Source organism: Adhaeretor mobilis (assembly GCF_007741515.1).
Classification (GTDB): Bacteria; Planctomycetota; Planctomycetia; order Pirellulales; family Lacipirellulaceae; genus Adhaeretor; species Adhaeretor mobilis.
This window is the reverse complement of sequence record NZ_CP036263.1, coordinates 1863135-1879377: the sequence shown is the minus strand read 5'-3', so window position 1 is coordinate 1879377 and position 16243 is coordinate 1863135. Positions and strand designations below refer to the sequence as shown.

Sequence of the window (16243 nt, the reverse complement as noted above, 5' to 3'; positions counted from 1 at the left end):
ACCACCACTGAAGTCACAAAACAGGCGACTACGCAAACCACTCCCCGTACGCAGCAACCTGAGAGGAAACCGCTTTTTCCTTTTCTAACTTGACAGACTCTTACAGGAACGGCTTCATCGTTCGACGCGTCGAATCTTTACTCTGACGAATCGTAACTTCACGCCTTTGCGACGGTCGGTCCACATGACCTCAAATACCCAGGAGGTACGCGATGAGTGTGTCAATGCAACCGAATGCAAGAATCAATATCGCCATTAGGGAAACGAGAATCTTAACCCCATGAAGTAGCTGTATACGATTGGGCCAAGCAAGCTGTTTGGTTTCCTCGTCAACCTTTCCCAAATAGTTTGCGAATCGACCACGGTCACACATATCATAAATACCTATCCACGCGGTAAGTAGGCATGCATATAGCAGCACGTTTACGCTGCCGTCAGTATGGGCAAGAAGAAATAGTCCCGTTGCGACAACCACCGCCAGAATCGCAAAAGTAGTTATTCGAATCATTTTTAGCTGTTACCGTCTAACAGGTTTCATGCGAGAAACAGGCTAAATCGCCAATTCTCCGACAGGCCGCATTGTAACTATTCCGGTCCGTGCTGGCAAAAACTGTTGATTTCAGCCAGCACTTTACTATGGGGAGTGTTACACACGGACCAAAAAATTACAGCACAGCTGAAACTGCGTCAGCTTCATCGGCGAATGGCACGTAGCTTTACCTAACTCCTTTCACCATTTCGCTTTTGATCACGTGACGTGGTTTTCTTAGAAACGCAAAGTGCTTGGGCCTTCGTTTTAATAGGCGTGGCTCGAATCGGTCGGGTCGATCGGCAACACGATGGCTGGCGACGCAATCCAGCAACTGTTGATAAAGGATCATTCGGTGCGCACCCCCTCGACACGCTTGGTAATCAATCAGCCGTTGAAACTCTTCAAGGAATTGCAGAGCTCCTTTGAAGCTAACCGTGTTGGGGGTAAGCATTCTGATTCTCAGGCGTATCGGGCATCGTTACCGTAGAGCCATCGAACAAATACACGCGACGGTTTTTCCAAAGCCAGTCCGATTGAGCACTCTTATCAAGGGCTTGTCCTGTCTCTTGTGCGACATCGGAGAAAAACTCCTCCGGCAACCGTTTTCTCGCTTGGCAGTACGCGCCAGTTTCTGGCGAGCATTCGCTTTGACCTTGAGACAGGCGATGAGTAAGTAAGCGCGCGACGGCTGCACGGCAGGAATGATCGGCACTCAAAACTTGGCTCAAAAAAACCCACAGCGTTACTAGTGGTGGGTAGATGCTATCGTTCCAAACGACCTTGGACGCTGTCAGTGCTTGCGAAACAATCTGTTCCGAGAGGACGTTCGTGAAAGGCAAGTCGCCGTCTTGAAGAAACTGGCGTCGCAGAAAACTGACCTGTTGTCGAAAACGATCTTGGTTAAAATTGCCCATCAGAAGGCCTCCTTGCTAGCGATGGTTGTGTTAGACAACACCATCTGTGCAAGTGAGGCCTTTTTTGCCTAGGTCAGTTCGGCGTAAACACTTACAGAAATCTACGTGCCATTCGATTCATCGTCCGACGCATACAACTATGCATGCAATGGTGACGCGAATTCGGACTGAATGACTAATAATGCTGTCCCATCGTCGCTTTGACCGTCCAATTTGCAATGCTACCCACGGCAGCACCAAACCCAGGCATGACACACCAAGGCAGTGGAATCGAGAAAGCGAGAGTCAAACCGATAGCCAAAACTAGTACTGTTTTTACGCCGTCTTCGATTAGTGACTCACTCATCAGGCAAAACAGACTAGCAAACAAGAATGAAGCTATTGCGAGAGCATAGCGTATTTGTGCTGCATCCAACTCATAGCTGACGGAAAGTATGTGCAAACCGTAGAAGATAGTCGCAATCGATACCACCGCGACGACTGCGTTACGTGCTACGTTCTTCAGCGTTTCTGGCCAACGTCGAGAATCATGTTTAGAGGAATCCGTTAGCAGTTCAGGAGGTACCGCGTTAGGGTTTCGGTCAGCAATTTCTTTGACTCTAGCCTTCCAGCCCATTATCTGTCCCTTGTGGAACTTGTTCTTTGAACGACATTTCGACCTCCCTATTTTAGTTGCCGATGTCGCGTTAATTCAAGGAAAGCATCATGGTATTTCTTGCGACTGAGTGCTTAATTTCTGGATATCGCATAATTCCCGAAACTGCGTCAGCTTCATCGTCCTGTGCGTCGAAACTGGCTGCGGTTTGGGCAGATTTACTACCGGCGGTGTCGATGACCTCACGCAGTAACTGGCTTTTGCTTCGATGCGGAGGTACATCTGACCGCCGAACGAAACGGACGGTAGCCATGCGTCCTGTTAACACCCCCAAAAGCGGAAGTCAGTCGCGGGCTGCGTTTGAGTAGCTGAACTAGCGTGGTATTCTTATCTCAGTAGTCAGTAACTTGTTGGCATGCTCTTTTCTCATTCGTTCCTGGGTAGACGTTCAACAAGCTCGTCCTCCGTGGCGCGGAAGAGTTCCAAATAACGCTTGCTTGAGGCAGGTGGCGTGCAGCACACCAATTACGGTTCTTTGTTCGACCATCTCGTTTTGAGTGGCCCGTCTCGGCACTTCTCTAAGTGCATCGCGGGCTTTAGGGGCCGTTTTGCCCCTGCTGCCTCCAAGCGACCGGCAATGGCAGAGCCGGTTGGCAGAAGCCACAACCAAACTATGAAGATTGATTGATCATCAATTACCCGCATCGTCGTGCTGGGACAGCTCGCGATTCGTTTATTGTGTCTATAATGTATTCCGCCCGGGAGACTCGCACGCCGTTGCGACCGGGAGGATGCCTGAATCAAATTGCCCTTTCCAAGAATAAGACATGCCCCACCTACCACGACGAGTGCTTGCCTTCTCCCTTATCATCCTGGGCATCGCTGGTCCGCCGGCCTGGGCGCAGTTCACGGCTCTGTCGACGATCAATGTCACGGGCTCTGGGAACGTGGCGACCGAGACTGATTACGTGCCCAATGTGTGCAACTGTGAGAATGGGGCAGCCAGCTTCGAGGCTTTGAAGGCCCAGGCTGTGGCGGCCCGTACTTTTGCGTACTACAAGATGGATCTGCAAGGGTTCATTAACGATGGCACCAGCGACCAGGTCTATTCGTGTGCAGGCAGCGCCGGCTCACTCCAACAGGCGGCGGCAGCAGCGACCGAAGGGGAAATTCTCTATGTCTTCGACAATATTGGCGCCACCCAGGGAGACGTGCTGATCGCCTCGTTTTATGTCGCGGGTGCCATCCCCACGGGGCCGTTCAATCCAGCGAATCCTGGGGTGATTGTGGATCCGGGCGACAATGACCCGACGAATACCGAAAGGTTCGTCACCTATACCTACGCCGATGGGCTGGTGGATGGGTTCAATACGGGAACCTCCTTGGGATTTAATGGGACGGTCAGTAACCCCAATTGGCCCAACCGAGGAGCGAAGAGCCAAAACGGTGCCGACTATCTGTCAGACAATAGCACCTCGTATCTCGACATCCTCAAATATTACTACGGCGCGGATATCCAATTGCGAACCGCCACCACCACCGGCACGGGCATTGCCTTCGGCACGAAGACGCTAGTGGACTTCGACGACTACGGCGATCGCTCGGGGACCACGTTTTCCGGCCACGAAGGAACTTTTGGCTGGGCACCGACTTTTTCTGGCAGTACGTCTGCCAACGTCGGCGGGTCGACAGCTGTCCGGTCAAATGTCGAGTCCCACTCGGGAGGGCATTCGCAACTATTGGATATCACCTATGACGAAGAGTCGGGCACCGATTTCTTTGTGCGGCATATCTCGGGGGCCCAATACAGCGACTTCGGAGGCAGCACCAATGTCGCTTCGCGGATCGCTAATTTGCAATTCGAATCGATTGGCTCGGTCGGCTTCTGGCTCAAGACGGACGACCCTGACATGCAGGTCAGCATCGCTATCGACGATCCCACCACGGCCGATCGGGGCAGCAAACGCTCCGTGATCGCTGACAACCTGTGGCACAAGTACGAATGGTTTCTCGATGAAGACAGCGATTGGGAATCATGGATCGCCGGAGGCAACGGCCAGATCGATGGTGAGAACGTCTCGATTGATTCGATTCAGTTTTTTGGGTCCAGTGATGCCCAGATTTTCCTTGACGATGTGTTTTGGAATCCCCAGGCAGTCTTCGTCCCGCCAACTCCGGGGGACTTCGACGCAGATGGCGACGTCGGCGGAGACGATCTCGCCCAATGGCAAGGCGACTATGGCGTAAACGGCAATTCGGACGCAGACGACGATGACGATTCCGATGGCATGGACTTCCTCATCTGGCAGCAGAACTACGCCCTCACATCGAGCACAGCAGCGTCGAACGCGGTTCCTGAGCCGAGTTCGCTGGCGATGATCCTTCTCGCCGGCACAACGCTGCTAAGCCGCAAGCGGCTCATCGATTGAGCGACCAATCGAGTCCACTACTCAGCGGTAAAGCAGGAACGGCTGACGGCGCGATCGGAACGACTTCTCGTCTGCCTGGTAGAGCTCGCGAATTTCCGCAGCGTTCTTTCCTTCGCGAATGGCATTCAGCAAGCGGTCGCTGTTGAGCAAATGGTCGAGTCGAGCTGTGTCCCAATCTTCAGGGTAAAGCTCGTGCAACGCGATGGCCAATTCGAGTCCCACAGGGACCGAACGGAATACCTGGCGATTCACGCAAATAATATTCACGCCTTCGCACTCTTGCCCAGCGTGTTTACTTGAGTCTGGTGTGAACCGGATGGGCACAAACCGCACACCGGGCAGATGTGCTTCGTTGAGTCTTCGACTTAGTTGTTGACCGTCGATCCAGGGCGCACCGACCACTTCGAAAGGTGTATCGGTGCCGCGTCCCACGGACACATTTGTGGTCTCCAAGAATCCCACACCGGGGTACAACACGGCTTGGGTGAGACTACGCATGTTGGGCGAAGGGTTCACCCAGGTCAGTCCGGTGCGGTCCCAGTAGTCCTGGCGGTGCCAGCCCTTGGTTTTGATGACATCAAGATCGAGTCCCCAGTCACGTTCTTTACGAAACATGGTTGCCAGTTCTCCAGCGCTCATCCCGTGGCGTAATGGTATGGTGTGGAACCCGACGAATGACTCCTTTCCTTCGTCCAGCAGCGGTCCTTCCAGAATCACACCGCCCAGGGGGTTCGGCCGATCGAGTACCACAAAGCGGAGATCCTGTTCTGCCGCCGTTTCCATGGCGAGACCCATCGTCGAAATGTAGGTATAGAATCGGCAACCAATGTCTTGAATATCGAACACGAGCGTGTCGATCTCTTGCAACTGACTTTTCGCCGGTTTGCGGGACTCGCCGTACAAACTGTAAACCGGCAAGCCGGTGGCTGAGTCAGTCGTGTGGTCGATGTTCGCGATATCGAGCTTGCCCTGCAGTCCATGCTCGGGACTGAAGATCGTAACCAGTTCCACGTTCTCAGCCGCATGCAACAGGTCGATCGTTCTCACCCCTGTGCGATTCAATCCGGTGTGATTCGTGATCAGTCCTACTCGACTCCCGGCCAATTGCTTGAAGTCGCTCTTTTCGAGTACATCGATTCCGTTGAGCACCTCCGACACTGGTCGAGCAGAAACTTCCCCGTGTACCTTTGCTAAGGGCTTACCAATAATCGATCCGGCGGCAATCGTGCCGATGCGCCCAGCGAGTCCGTTAACGCTGCCTGTGCCGTCGGGGTGAACGCGGTTGGAAAGGAAAATCACGAACAGGTCTAACTGCGGATCGATCCACAGGGCGTTGCCGGTGAATCCGCCGTGCCCGAAAGCCTGCGCGCTGAAATTCTCGCCGCGGTTGCTGGAATACTTGCTGCGACTATCCCAGCCCAGACTGCGAAGTTGCCCGGCGATGTCGCGCGGCTTGATCATTTCCTGGTAAGTGGCCGGGCTGAGGATTTTCGACCCATTGAAGCTACCAGCGCAGAGCATCATGCGTGCGTAACGACTAAGATCGCTTGCCGTAGAGAACAGCCCGGCGTGCCCCGCCACTCCACCTAGCAAGTAAGCACGCGGGTCGTGGACTTCACCCCGCATCCAGCGGCCTTCACGTTGCTCGGTCGTGGCGGCACGTGCGCGGAGAGCCTCGGCGGGGAGATAACCCGTTTCGCTCATGCCTAAGGGTTGGAAAGTGTTCTTAGCTGCAAACTCTGCGACGGTTTGCCCGGTGACTTTCTCTACGACTTTGGCTAGTACGATAAACCCAACATCGGTGTAGACAAAGCGTTTCCCGAGCGCGTCGCTCGGCTTGAGTTCCCAAATATTCTCCCATGCCTGCTCGACTCCATGCTGGTAGTCCCCCAGCGGATTATCAGGAACGAGCCCTCCTTGGTGCGTAAGGAGTTGCTCGATGGTAATCTTCGCTTTGCCGTTCTTGCCAAACTCAGGCAGGTACTCGGCCACCGGATCACGCAAGCGGATCAGACCACGATCGACGAGAATCATGATGCTAGTCGCCGTCGCGACCGGTTTTGTGATCGATGCCATATCAAAGACGGTATCGAGCGTCATCTTCTCCTTAGACGGCTCAAGTCGTCGGTTCCCGAACGCCTTAGCAAACGCAATGCCGTCTCGGCGGCCGATTGCGACAACGCAACCGGGAAGTTTCCCCTTTTCAATCTGTTGGTTGACTATCTCGTCAATGCGTTCAAGTTGGCTGGCATCCATCTTCAATCGCTTAGGCGAGGGTGCCGCTATTGTGGACGGAGTTTCCTTGGCTAGCGAGCTCGTACTCACCAAGAGTACAAGTACAAACAGTAGGGTTATCTGCTTCAGATTGGGCATCAGGTGCTCCAGTTAATCTTCAAGGGATTGGTTTGGCTCGACATCAATCACAAGACTCATGAGGCAAGCAATTGCAAATGTCGAGAGGGCTCCGACTGCCGCGTACCACGGCCAGTACAGGGCCGTGGTATTTGTGACAACCGTCAGTACTGCAACTCCAGCGGCAAATCCCCAGAGAGCCGAGAATTGAGAAACACGCTGGGTCAATACGGCGACAAAATAGAGACCCAGCATAGGTCCCAATGCAAAGCCAGCAACCGCGAGGACCTTATTCACGATGCTCGTGCTAGCCCCGAACTGATTGCTCAGCAGGGCGATTGCAATTTGCAGTACGCCGAAGCCGGCGGTCGCTATGCGGCTGAATTGAAACTGCTTCGCTTCACTCAACTCGCGTTTTCTTAACGGCAGGTAAATGTCGTTTATGAGCGCGGTGGCGGAGGAATTCAACGAACTTGAAAGTGTTGACATCGTGGCAGCAAGCACCGCGGCAATGGTGAGTCCGACGACACCCACGGGCAAACTATTCACAATGAAGTAGGCGAACACGCGGTCGTTGCCCTTATCGGCTAGATGCTCAGGGAGGGGGAACTCTGAGTAAAAGCAAGCCAATGCCGCGCCGATGAAGAGGAAGATCGCGAATTGGGCCATGACAAGCACACCACTCAAGACGATCGCCAAACCTGCAGAGCGCTGCGAAGTGGCCGAGAGATAACGCTGCACCATCATCTGATCGGTGCCGTGAGTGGCAGCTGTCAGAAAGAGCCCACCAACGAGTCCGGCCCAGAAGGTCATGGACGATGTGGTGAGGCTCGTATCGAAGTCGAATACCTGAAACTTGCCTGCTTCGCTACCAAACTGCAGGATCTGTTCCATGCCGCCGGGCAAGCGATTGACGATCACGGCGAGTGCGACAAGGGCACCTAACATGTAGATAACGAACTGTATGCAATCGTTCCAAACAACTGATTTCATGCCACCAAAATAGGTGTAGGCAATCGTGATAATCCCCAAACCTACTACGCAGGTAGTAAGGCTCAACCCGATGGCTTCCTGCAATGCCAGTGCCGAGAGAAAAAGCCGGAGGGCGTCGCCCACGTTGCGCGTGACTAAAAACAGCAGCGAAGTCGCGCGACGCGAGGTGACCCCGAAGCGAGTTTCCAGCACTTGGTAAGACGTAAAGAACTCTCCGCGGAAGAATAACGGGAGTAGCAGGTAGACCACCAACACGCGCCCCACCACGTAGCCGAGTGTAATCTGCAAAAAGGTCATGTCGCCATTCGCAGCGAAAACAACCCCGGGGAGGCTCAGGAAAGTTACGGTACTTGTTTCGGTCGCAACGATCGAAAGTAGCAACGCCCACCAGGGCAGAGATCGCCCCCCCAAAAAGTACTCGACGGTACTCTGCTGCCCACGGCCTACCCACAGCCCCAGACCGACGGCGCTAAGTAGATAAAGTACGACGATGCCTGAATCGATTGGGTGAATAGCAATATTCCTTATGGGGAATGGCCGCGCAAGTTGTGTCCACAACAGCACTAAACCAAAATCCGGAGTCTGAACTATACTATGACTCCAGAGGTATTCTCAACCGAAATGGGCAGCGCAGTTGTTTCTCTCTTTCGCGCAACAAAACTGTCTATTGCTACGATGGCGTGTAGAATGCAGATATGTTGGAAAATCTTACCACTGAGTCGCGCAACCCAGCTTCCGAACGACTCGACGGTCTCAGCGCGGCTGCGATCGTCGAGCTGATCAATGCTGAGGATGCGAAAATTGCTGCCGCCGTGGGTGAACAGGCCCCGGCTATCGCGCAGGCTATCGAGGTGATTTCCGACCGCTTGTCCGAGGGTGGACGACTAATTTACATCGGTGCGGGCACCTCAGGGCGGTTGGGCGTCCTCGACGCCGCAGAGTGTCCGCCGACATTTAATTCTGACCCATCACAAGTCGTTGGCATCATCGCCGGTGGGCCCGGGGCGATGCTCAAAGCGGTCGAAGGCGCGGAAGATTCCACCACCTTGGCGGCTGAGGATTTGCAGAACATTGACCTCACTGCGAAAGATGTCGTCGTGGGAATTGCTTCCAGCGGGCGAACCCCCTATGTGATTGGCGGGCTTGATTATGCTCGCAGCCAAGGCGCCTATGCCATTGGCCTCAGTTGCAATCTTGACGCTGCACTCAACGAACGAGCCGACTTGAACATTACGCCGGTCGTAGGACCAGAAGTGCTGAGCGGCTCGACACGTATGAAGGCGGGAACCGCCACAAAGATGGTTCTCAATATGCTTACCACCGGGGCGATGGTTGGCCTGGGTAAAACCTATGGCAATCTCATGGTCGATTTGCAAGCGACTAACACCAAGCTCTCTGAACGCATGAAACGCATCGTCTGCGATCTTACCGACCTGTCGCCAGAACAAGCGGACGATTTGCTCACTCAATGTGATGGGGAATTGAAAACGGCGATCGTGAGTTATCGACTCGACAAGAAGCCCGAAGTCGCGCGCCAGCATCTCGCTGCCGCCCGCGGACATCTCCGCAATGCCTTAAATAACGGGCTCAAGTAACTGTGCCGAGTGAGTCGAAACCACCTGTCGCAGGCAAGTCGCTAGATCGCTTGGTACTTGGCATCGACGGTGGTGGCACAAAAACAGCCGCTCTGCTGGCACGCTGCACCTCTCCTAGCGACTTCGAAATAATCGGGCGGGGTCACTCTGGGTCTGCGAATGTCATGGCCGTCGGGTTCGACACTGCCACCACTAATCTCAAGTCAGCCATCCAGGCCGCCTGGGCCAAGTCGGGCATAGCTGCCCGAGCAGTCGATGCGGCCATCTTTGCCCTGGCAGGAGCCTCGCTCACCGAAGTCCAAGAACAAATTTCCCACTGGGCTATCCAGCAAGAGATCGCTCAACGGCCGCGGTTTATTCACGACGCGGAAGCGGTTCTCGCTGCCGGTACTCCAGAGGGTATCGGTGTGGCGTTAGTTTCGGGAACCGGTTCGGTCACGATGGGCAGAAACATCGAGGGCAAGACTGAGGTGACGGGGGGGTGGGGTTACTGGTTTGGGGATGAGGGAAGTGCCTTCGCCATCGGCCAGGCAGGGCTCCGCGCCGTGACGCAGGCAGCCGATGGTCGAGGCCCGACAACTCAACTCACCCAGGTTTTCCTCGAGCAGGTGCAAGTGACAGATCCCCGCGGGCTGTTAGCGGCTCTTTCACAAGCCGACGGCACGAGATACGCGATCGCGAAGCTCGCGAAAGAGGTCACTCACGCAGCAGAGCTTGGTGATGAAGTCGCCATGCAAATCTCGAAGCAAGCGGGCGAAGACTTGGCGAAGCTCGTCGAAGCAACCGCAATGAAGCTCTCCTTAGGAAGCGGGTTTCCCTTGGCACTGGCTGGCGGAGTGCTTTGCGGTAGTGAGGTCGTACGCACGGATTTCGCACAAAGGCTGAGTGAGTTAGCTATCGAGCCCAATTCGCTTGAGTACGTCAAAGAGCCTTCAATTGGCTGCTTGAAGGTAGCCTGTGAAGAACTCGGCTAGGGTACTAGGCCATCGCAATTGCGATGGGACTTACTTGAATTGTGCCAGCACGCCACCCACGACAGGCTTCTCACAGCCTGTCACTTCGGGAATCGTAAGCGGTAAGCCCTGTTGATGCCGCACAGCTAGCCAGGCGAAACATTCTGCTTCCAGCGTGTCAGGGTTAAGCCCCATCTCACTGACGTTGCTAATTTCACCAAAACGGTCGGCTAACATCTTCATGAGAATCGGATGATGGGTACCTCCCCCTGTAGCCCACACTTTCTTGGGCATACTGGGGAGCTTTTTCACCGCACGGTAAACTGCCTCGGCGGTCACTGCGCACAAGGTGGCCGCACCATCGTTGATACTCAATCGCGAAACATCCACGTGGTCGAAGTCGTAGCGATCGGCCGCCTTGGGCAACGGCTGCTCAAAGAAATCTGCGGCCAGTGCTTTCTCGACTGTCTCTTCGTGAACGGTACCTGATGACGAGAGTTGCCCGTCGCGATCATGGGGCAAATCGGCCATGGCTTGTGCCCACTCGTCCAGCAAACCACATCCGGGGCCCGTGTCGCCTGCAATGATCTCATCCTTGGCACCAAGCCACGTTACATTGGCCACACCCCCAATATTCAAAACAACTAGCGGATGTGGTTCTTTCAGGAACAGCGCCCGGTGAAAGAGAGCCACCAGCGGTGCGCCGTGGCCTCCGGCAGCCATGTCGCACCGGCGGAAATCGCTGACGACAGGTAAATCGAAATCTCTGGCCAGCAGCCAGGGATTTCCAATTTGCATCGTGATTCCTTCGCCAGGCATGTGGCGAATCGTATGACCATGAAAACCAATAACCTCCACCTTCTTGGCTTCCTTGGCGTGTCGCTCTAACAGAATTCTCACCGCTTGTGAGTGATGCAGAGTCACATCCTTCTCCAGACGCAGCAGCTCTGAAGTCGGTACATCGTGGTGCGAAGCCTCTAGAAGGCGGCTTCGCAAATCCTCATCAAAGGGATGCGTGAGACCATCATAGAACTCAATTTTGCTGTCGCCATCGGTGTTCAGCAGGGCCGCATCCACCCCGTCGCCGGAAGTTCCGCTCATAAGCCCAACCGCAACTTTTCGCTTCATGCTAGCGCTCACAGTGGATTAAAGCTTTCTGAGAAATGGGGGGGGGGATTCGTGTGTTCGTTGAACCGTCCGCGCAACAGCTCCAACACAACATAGCGGCGTGGCAATAGCGGCTCAAGCAGGGGGGAATGTGTGGGAACTACGCATTAAAGCATTTCTAAGCTTCCTAAGTGTAATCAACAGAGGTAGGCAAAAATGCATTAAATCTTCTCGGAATTGCGCATTCCCAGACTATACTAAAAAGGTCATCATCAGGACACCATCCGGGTAAAAGATAAAAACTAGAAATGCGACACGGCCATGACAAATCAAATTCAAGTCCGACAAGTTGCCGTTCTGATAGAGACCGAAGGAACTTGGGAAGCCAGCGTGATCCGCGGAATCGCCGATTACGCACAGACCTACAGCCATTGGCATCTCTTAATCGACCCTCGCGACCATGAGCTGCGTTCGGCATTGCCTGATCGCTGGTCCGGAGATGGCATCATCGCACGCATCGGTAGCCGCCTACAACTGGAACAGATTCGCAAGCGAAAATTGCCCACTGTTAATGTGGATACCCTTTATGAGGAGCAAGAGGGTATCTACGACGTCGTAACCGACGATGCTGCCCGCGCCCAACTCGCGCTGGAGCATCTGCGCGATCGCGGTTTCGAAAGGTTCGCCTATTTCGCACCTCCTAGCCATGTGTACTCTGCGAAACGCGGTCTGGAATTCGTCGCGGCTGTGCGTGAGGCGGGATTCCCCTGCGAGGAGTACAAGCCAGGCTATCGGGTAGGACGCAAGATCGGTTGGGAAGAACAGCAACGCCGTGTAAGCAGTTGGCTCGATTCTCTGGAATTTCCCGTTGCTATCCTCACGGCAGATGCTCAACGGGGCCGGCAACTGGCAGAGATCTGTCACCTGCGAGAGATTCGCGTACCGGACGAAATCGCAATCCTAGCCGGCGATAACGACGAGCTCATGTGCGACGTGTCCACGCCGCCGCTCTCGGGGATAGCCGTTGCTGGCCAGCGGATTGGCTACGAGGCGATGGCGCTGTTGGATCGACTCACCCAGGGGGAGGAAATTTCCCCCGAGCCACGACTCATACCGCCCAAGGGAGTCACCAGCCGGCAATCTACGGACATCCTCTCTATCGATGACGAGACGGTCGTGCGAGCGTTAAGGTTTATTCGCGCTCACGCGTTTCAGGATATTGCCGTGAAAGACATCTTGCGAGAGATTCCCGTCTCGCGGCGCTGCCTGGAAATTCAATTCCGAAACTATCTAGGCCGCTCACCGGCTGAAGAAATCCGCCGCGTAAGACTAGAGAAGGGGCGAGAATTGCTATCGCAAACCACGATGTCGATTAGAGAAATCGCCACGGCTTGCGGGTTTGCCAACGCGACAAGGTTTGGCGTGGCGTTCCGAAAACGCGAAGGTCAAACGCCACTTTCCTATCGCAAGCAGACGTTTGAGGGTTGACCCTCCTTGGGTTGAGGACCGCACGTTCCATTCCGTCCAAGGGGAAGTGCGCAGAACCACCAGTTTTGACCCACGCTCTCTGCGCTTAACCGACAAAATAATGCGCACTATTTACGCAGCTATTCGACTTTCTCTCGTTACGATGGAAAAAGAAGGGTAGGCCTACGCAGAGTGAACGAATGCGCTCGCGTTGGGCTTGTTAAGCCATTTGGCTGAAGCCCCTCTTATTGGCAAGTCACCACTTAGCGAACATTGAGGAAAAAGGCCATGCGATCTTATCTAACTCCCCTGCTGGTTGTTTTGACTTTGTTGGTCACAGACCTGCGAGCGGATACGAACATTCTGAGCGAAAACTTCGACAGCTATGTAACTGGTGTAAATAACGATCCTGATCAGGCAGCCTTTGAAGCGGTGTGGCGACCGGCTGACGGATCGGGAAAAGTTACATTACCAACCCAGGGATTGTTGGTACCAAATACGGCTTTAGTGATCGACCCTCCCAATGACAACCCACCGGGAATACAAGGCCAAGGTGTCAATATTTTGGACAACATCAATGAACATGACCCTGACAATGACTTTCAAACACCCTCGTTTGAGATCGTCCCCAGTAGCACTCAAGCGGTGCGTTTGTCGGGAGACATGTTCGACGATACTGCGGGCAACAAGCGGGCTTCGATTGGGCTGCGTAGCGTGTACGATCGCGATGTGTTCACCCCAACCACAACTAACGTCATCGAACTAGGCCACTGGAATTCAGTAGAGAGCATGACTGACCCAACCGATGGAACTCCTGTTTCAGATGTGACCGGCTACGCGTATCGCGTGGTTTTGTTTGACAGCTCAAGTATTGGAGCTCCCCTGATTCAGACGCCAAATTGGCAGTATTTTCCGCTTGATCCCATCTTGGATACGAAGGATTCGGCAGCAGAGCCCAATCCAGACGGCTTGGTCACTCCCGTCGACATTGGAGTTGGCTGGCATCGCTACACGGCGACGATCACCGAAACCACTGTCACCTTTGAACTTGACCTATTTCGCGATGGCTTGGCCAATACGGAGGCCACCGAAGGTGTGGGCACACCAGGAGTAGACTCTTCAGTTACTTGGACCATTGCCCCTCAAGACGGAAACGACACCGACGCTTTCGATTACGATCCCTTCAACAGCCTACGAATCGGTGGCCCCTCTGGTGTGTCTGGCAACAACGAGTCGGTCGTGGACAATATTAGCATCGATCTGATCGATCTCGTCGTCGCCGGTGACAACGCCGACTTCGATGGAAGCAACCTCGTCGATGGAGAGGACTTCCTCACCTTGCAGCAGAACTTTGGCACGGCTGACCCTCTATTCGCCGATGGCGATGCGAACGGAGATGGGTTCATTGATGATCTCGATGTTGGGATATTCCAAACGCAGTACGGCACCAACCCCAATGCTGTAGCTAGTGCCGCAGCGGTGCCCGAACCTTCGACTGCTGTCTTGGGATTGCTATTCGCACTATGTGCTTGCTCGCTCGGTCGAAGCAGCAAGCCAGTGGTCTAGCTCAAGCAACTACACGCGAGAAACCATGCCGTGTCACGTTGCGGGGCAGCACGTGACGCGGCATTTTGCATATCACAGCTTTGCGCAACACGGAGATAAACCTGCGCTTCTTTTACTTTGCTTTTCTGCCGCTTATTCCTACTATGGAAATATCTACTCAGCGCTTTCTCAGCCGGAGAACAGTCATGGCATTCACCAGTCAGCCAGGAAATAAACAAAAGTCTACCACTGGCTTCACGCTCGTCGAACTACTCGTGGTGATCGCCATCATTGGTGTGCTGGTGGGGCTCCTGTTGCCGGCCGTTCAAGCAGCCCGTGAGTCGGCACGCCGACTGAGCTGTACAAATAACCTGAAGAACATTGCACTCTCGTGTCTCAACTACGAATCCGCACGAGGTGAGCTGCCCCCTTCTTCGACACTTGCTCTGAAGAGTCAACGTAGTGGCCTCGGCTGGCCGGTGCTTATTTTACCTTACCTTGAACAAGGCGCTGTCAATCAACAAGCCCTAGCCATTATCGATGACCAGGGTGATGACCCAGATGCCTACGGCTCAGCAATGGACGGTTTGAACAAGCTACTGCAGCCAATGTACCTCTGTCCTAGTGACCCAGAACTTGCTGATCAGCAAGAGAAGTTCGGCAACGCAGATCGCAAAGGAATGAGTTATTCTGGAGTGGCAGGATCTTATTTCGCTCGTACAGGACTTTGCCCAAGTAATCGAGACACCGACGACTACTGTGTGGCAACCAGCACTACAGGTCTATTCGGTCCGAACAACTACGACGGACTAATGATTCAAGGTTCGGGTGTTGAGCTGCGAGAAGCCTCCGATGGGCAAACCAATACGCTGTTACTAGGCGAGCGAACCTATCAAATACGTGCTTGGATGATCGGTGCTTATTGGACGGGTAGTACGATTCCTCCTCAAGTCCGTGGACAAGCGGCTGTCCCCCCCCAAGGACCACAGCCATCTACGGCTCATTTTTCTAGCAAGAATGTCACTGACTTATACCCGCTCAACCACGATCCCCACGCAGGAGCCTACCAGGCTCACAGCAATGCCGAAGGGGATCGTCCTGAGATCGCGGACACCACCCCGAAGGTCATTTCCGTTAACGATCTTCCTTTTGCCAGCAGACACCCAGGAGGAGTTAACTTCGCACGCGGTGACGCGAGTGTGAGTTACCTTCAAGAGTCAATCGATACGGATACTTATCTTGCATTGGCTTCGCGCAATGGGGGCGAGATTGTTAATGAATAGTGCGACGCACGATCACTATCGGCATCGCTGGACGTTGGTTCTGGCAATCGGAGTATTCACGCTAGGCTGCGCAGCAGAGGTCGAGACAACTCAGGTATCAGGGCAAGCATCCTACCGAGACAAACCCATCGCTGGCGGTGTCGTCAACTTTTTTCCTGCCACGGGAGGTCGTCCCATCGCAGGCATCGTTGATGACCAAGGGCACTACGAGGCCAATCTTCCAGCGGGCGACTATACCGTTGCAGTGCAGTCCAGCTCGAATCTGCCTGAGGGTTTTAAAGAAGGAGACCCACTCCCTCCGCCCGATCCGTACGCGGTGCCTGTGAAATACCAACTCCACAAGAAATCGGGCCTCAAGGCTAGTATTGCCAAGCAATCGGAAGTCCAGGAAGTCAACTTTGAATTGAAATGAGCGTTTGTTGCGCAGAATCAACACTTTTCTGCGCCGATTTCATTGGCAAACTCAATGCTGTTTTTT

The 16243-nt window shown here is 54.2% G+C and carries 13 protein-coding genes; 7 read left to right on the top strand and 6 right to left on the bottom strand.

Annotated elements, in window-relative coordinates:
* Nucleotides 1-190: 190 nt before the first annotated feature.
* From secE to HG15A2_RS07375, 3 genes are all read right to left on the bottom strand, one after another.
* Nucleotides 191-508: a preprotein translocase subunit SecE gene (gene secE / locus HG15A2_RS07385; RefSeq protein WP_145059294.1), complete on the bottom strand. Its 318-nt coding sequence runs from the start codon at nucleotides 506-508 to the stop codon at nucleotides 191-193.
* Between the two features lie 452 nt (nucleotides 509-960).
* Nucleotides 961-1446 carry a transposase domain-containing protein gene (locus HG15A2_RS07380; RefSeq protein ID WP_145059292.1) on the bottom strand — a complete coding sequence of 162 codons (486 nt, stop codon included), beginning with the start codon at nucleotides 1444-1446 and terminating at the stop codon, nucleotides 961-963.
* Nucleotides 1447-1621: 175 nt separating this feature from the next.
* Nucleotides 1622-2062, bottom strand: a complete 441-nt coding sequence (locus HG15A2_RS07375) for a hypothetical protein (protein WP_145059290.1) — start codon at nucleotides 2060-2062, stop codon at nucleotides 1622-1624.
* 806 nt (nucleotides 2063-2868) lie between these two features.
* Here HG15A2_RS07375 and HG15A2_RS07370 point away from each other — a divergent pair.
* A complete protein-coding gene (locus HG15A2_RS07370) occupies nucleotides 2869-4470 on the top strand; it encodes a SpoIID/LytB domain-containing protein (protein WP_145063962.1) in 1602 nt (533 codons plus the stop codon).
* A 21-nt stretch (nucleotides 4471-4491) separates the two neighbouring features.
* Here the strand turns inward: HG15A2_RS07370 and HG15A2_RS24505 are convergent, their stop codons facing one another.
* The gene (locus HG15A2_RS24505) at nucleotides 4492-6843 is read right to left on the bottom strand and encodes an exo-beta-N-acetylmuramidase NamZ domain-containing protein (RefSeq protein ID WP_145059288.1); all 2352 of its coding nucleotides are present in this window, start codon (nucleotides 6841-6843) and stop codon (nucleotides 4492-4494) included.
* A gap of 12 nt (nucleotides 6844-6855) precedes the next feature.
* Nucleotides 6856-8379 (bottom strand): sodium:solute symporter, encoded by a 1524-nt coding sequence (locus HG15A2_RS07360; RefSeq protein WP_246117903.1) that lies wholly within the window; start codon nucleotides 8377-8379, stop codon nucleotides 6856-6858.
* A gap of 131 nt (nucleotides 8380-8510) precedes the next feature.
* On the opposite strand from HG15A2_RS07360, the gene murQ reads away from it, so the two are divergent.
* Nucleotides 8511-9410: an N-acetylmuramic acid 6-phosphate etherase gene (gene murQ, locus HG15A2_RS07355; protein WP_145059286.1), complete on the top strand. Its 900-nt coding sequence runs from the start codon at nucleotides 8511-8513 to the stop codon at nucleotides 9408-9410.
* A gap of 2 nt (nucleotides 9411-9412) precedes the next feature.
* Nucleotides 9413-10384: an N-acetylglucosamine kinase gene (locus HG15A2_RS07350; protein WP_145059284.1), complete on the top strand. Its 972-nt coding sequence runs from the start codon at nucleotides 9413-9415 to the stop codon at nucleotides 10382-10384.
* Nucleotides 10385-10414: 30 nt separating this feature from the next.
* On the opposite strand, the gene HG15A2_RS07345 is transcribed toward HG15A2_RS07350, so the two are convergent.
* On the bottom strand, nucleotides 10415-11491 hold the full coding sequence (locus tag HG15A2_RS07345) for an anhydro-N-acetylmuramic acid kinase (RefSeq protein WP_145059282.1): 1077 nt from the start codon (nucleotides 11489-11491) through the stop codon (nucleotides 10415-10417).
* 300 nt (nucleotides 11492-11791) lie between these two features.
* Here HG15A2_RS07345 and HG15A2_RS07340 point away from each other — a divergent pair, with 300 nt between their 5' ends.
* The 4 genes from HG15A2_RS07340 to HG15A2_RS07325 all read left to right on the top strand — a co-directional run bounded on the left by HG15A2_RS07340 (nucleotide 11792) and on the right by HG15A2_RS07325 (nucleotide 16177).
* Nucleotides 11792-12958, top strand: a complete 1167-nt coding sequence (locus HG15A2_RS07340; protein WP_145059280.1) for an AraC family transcriptional regulator — start codon at nucleotides 11792-11794, stop codon at nucleotides 12956-12958.
* Nucleotides 12959-13225: 267 nt separating this feature from the next.
* Complete coding sequence (locus tag HG15A2_RS07335) at nucleotides 13226-14503, top strand: hypothetical protein (protein ID WP_145059278.1); 1278 nt, start codon at nucleotides 13226-13228, stop codon at nucleotides 14501-14503.
* A gap of 185 nt (nucleotides 14504-14688) precedes the next feature.
* Nucleotides 14689-15765, top strand: a complete 1077-nt coding sequence (locus HG15A2_RS07330; protein ID WP_218932538.1) for a DUF1559 domain-containing protein — start codon at nucleotides 14689-14691, stop codon at nucleotides 15763-15765.
* A complete protein-coding gene (locus HG15A2_RS07325) occupies nucleotides 15758-16177 on the top strand; it encodes a carboxypeptidase regulatory-like domain-containing protein (protein ID WP_145059274.1) in 420 nt (139 codons plus the stop codon). Before HG15A2_RS07330 ends, HG15A2_RS07325 begins: the two co-directional genes overlap by 8 nt.
* Nucleotides 16178-16243 lie beyond the last annotated feature (66 nt).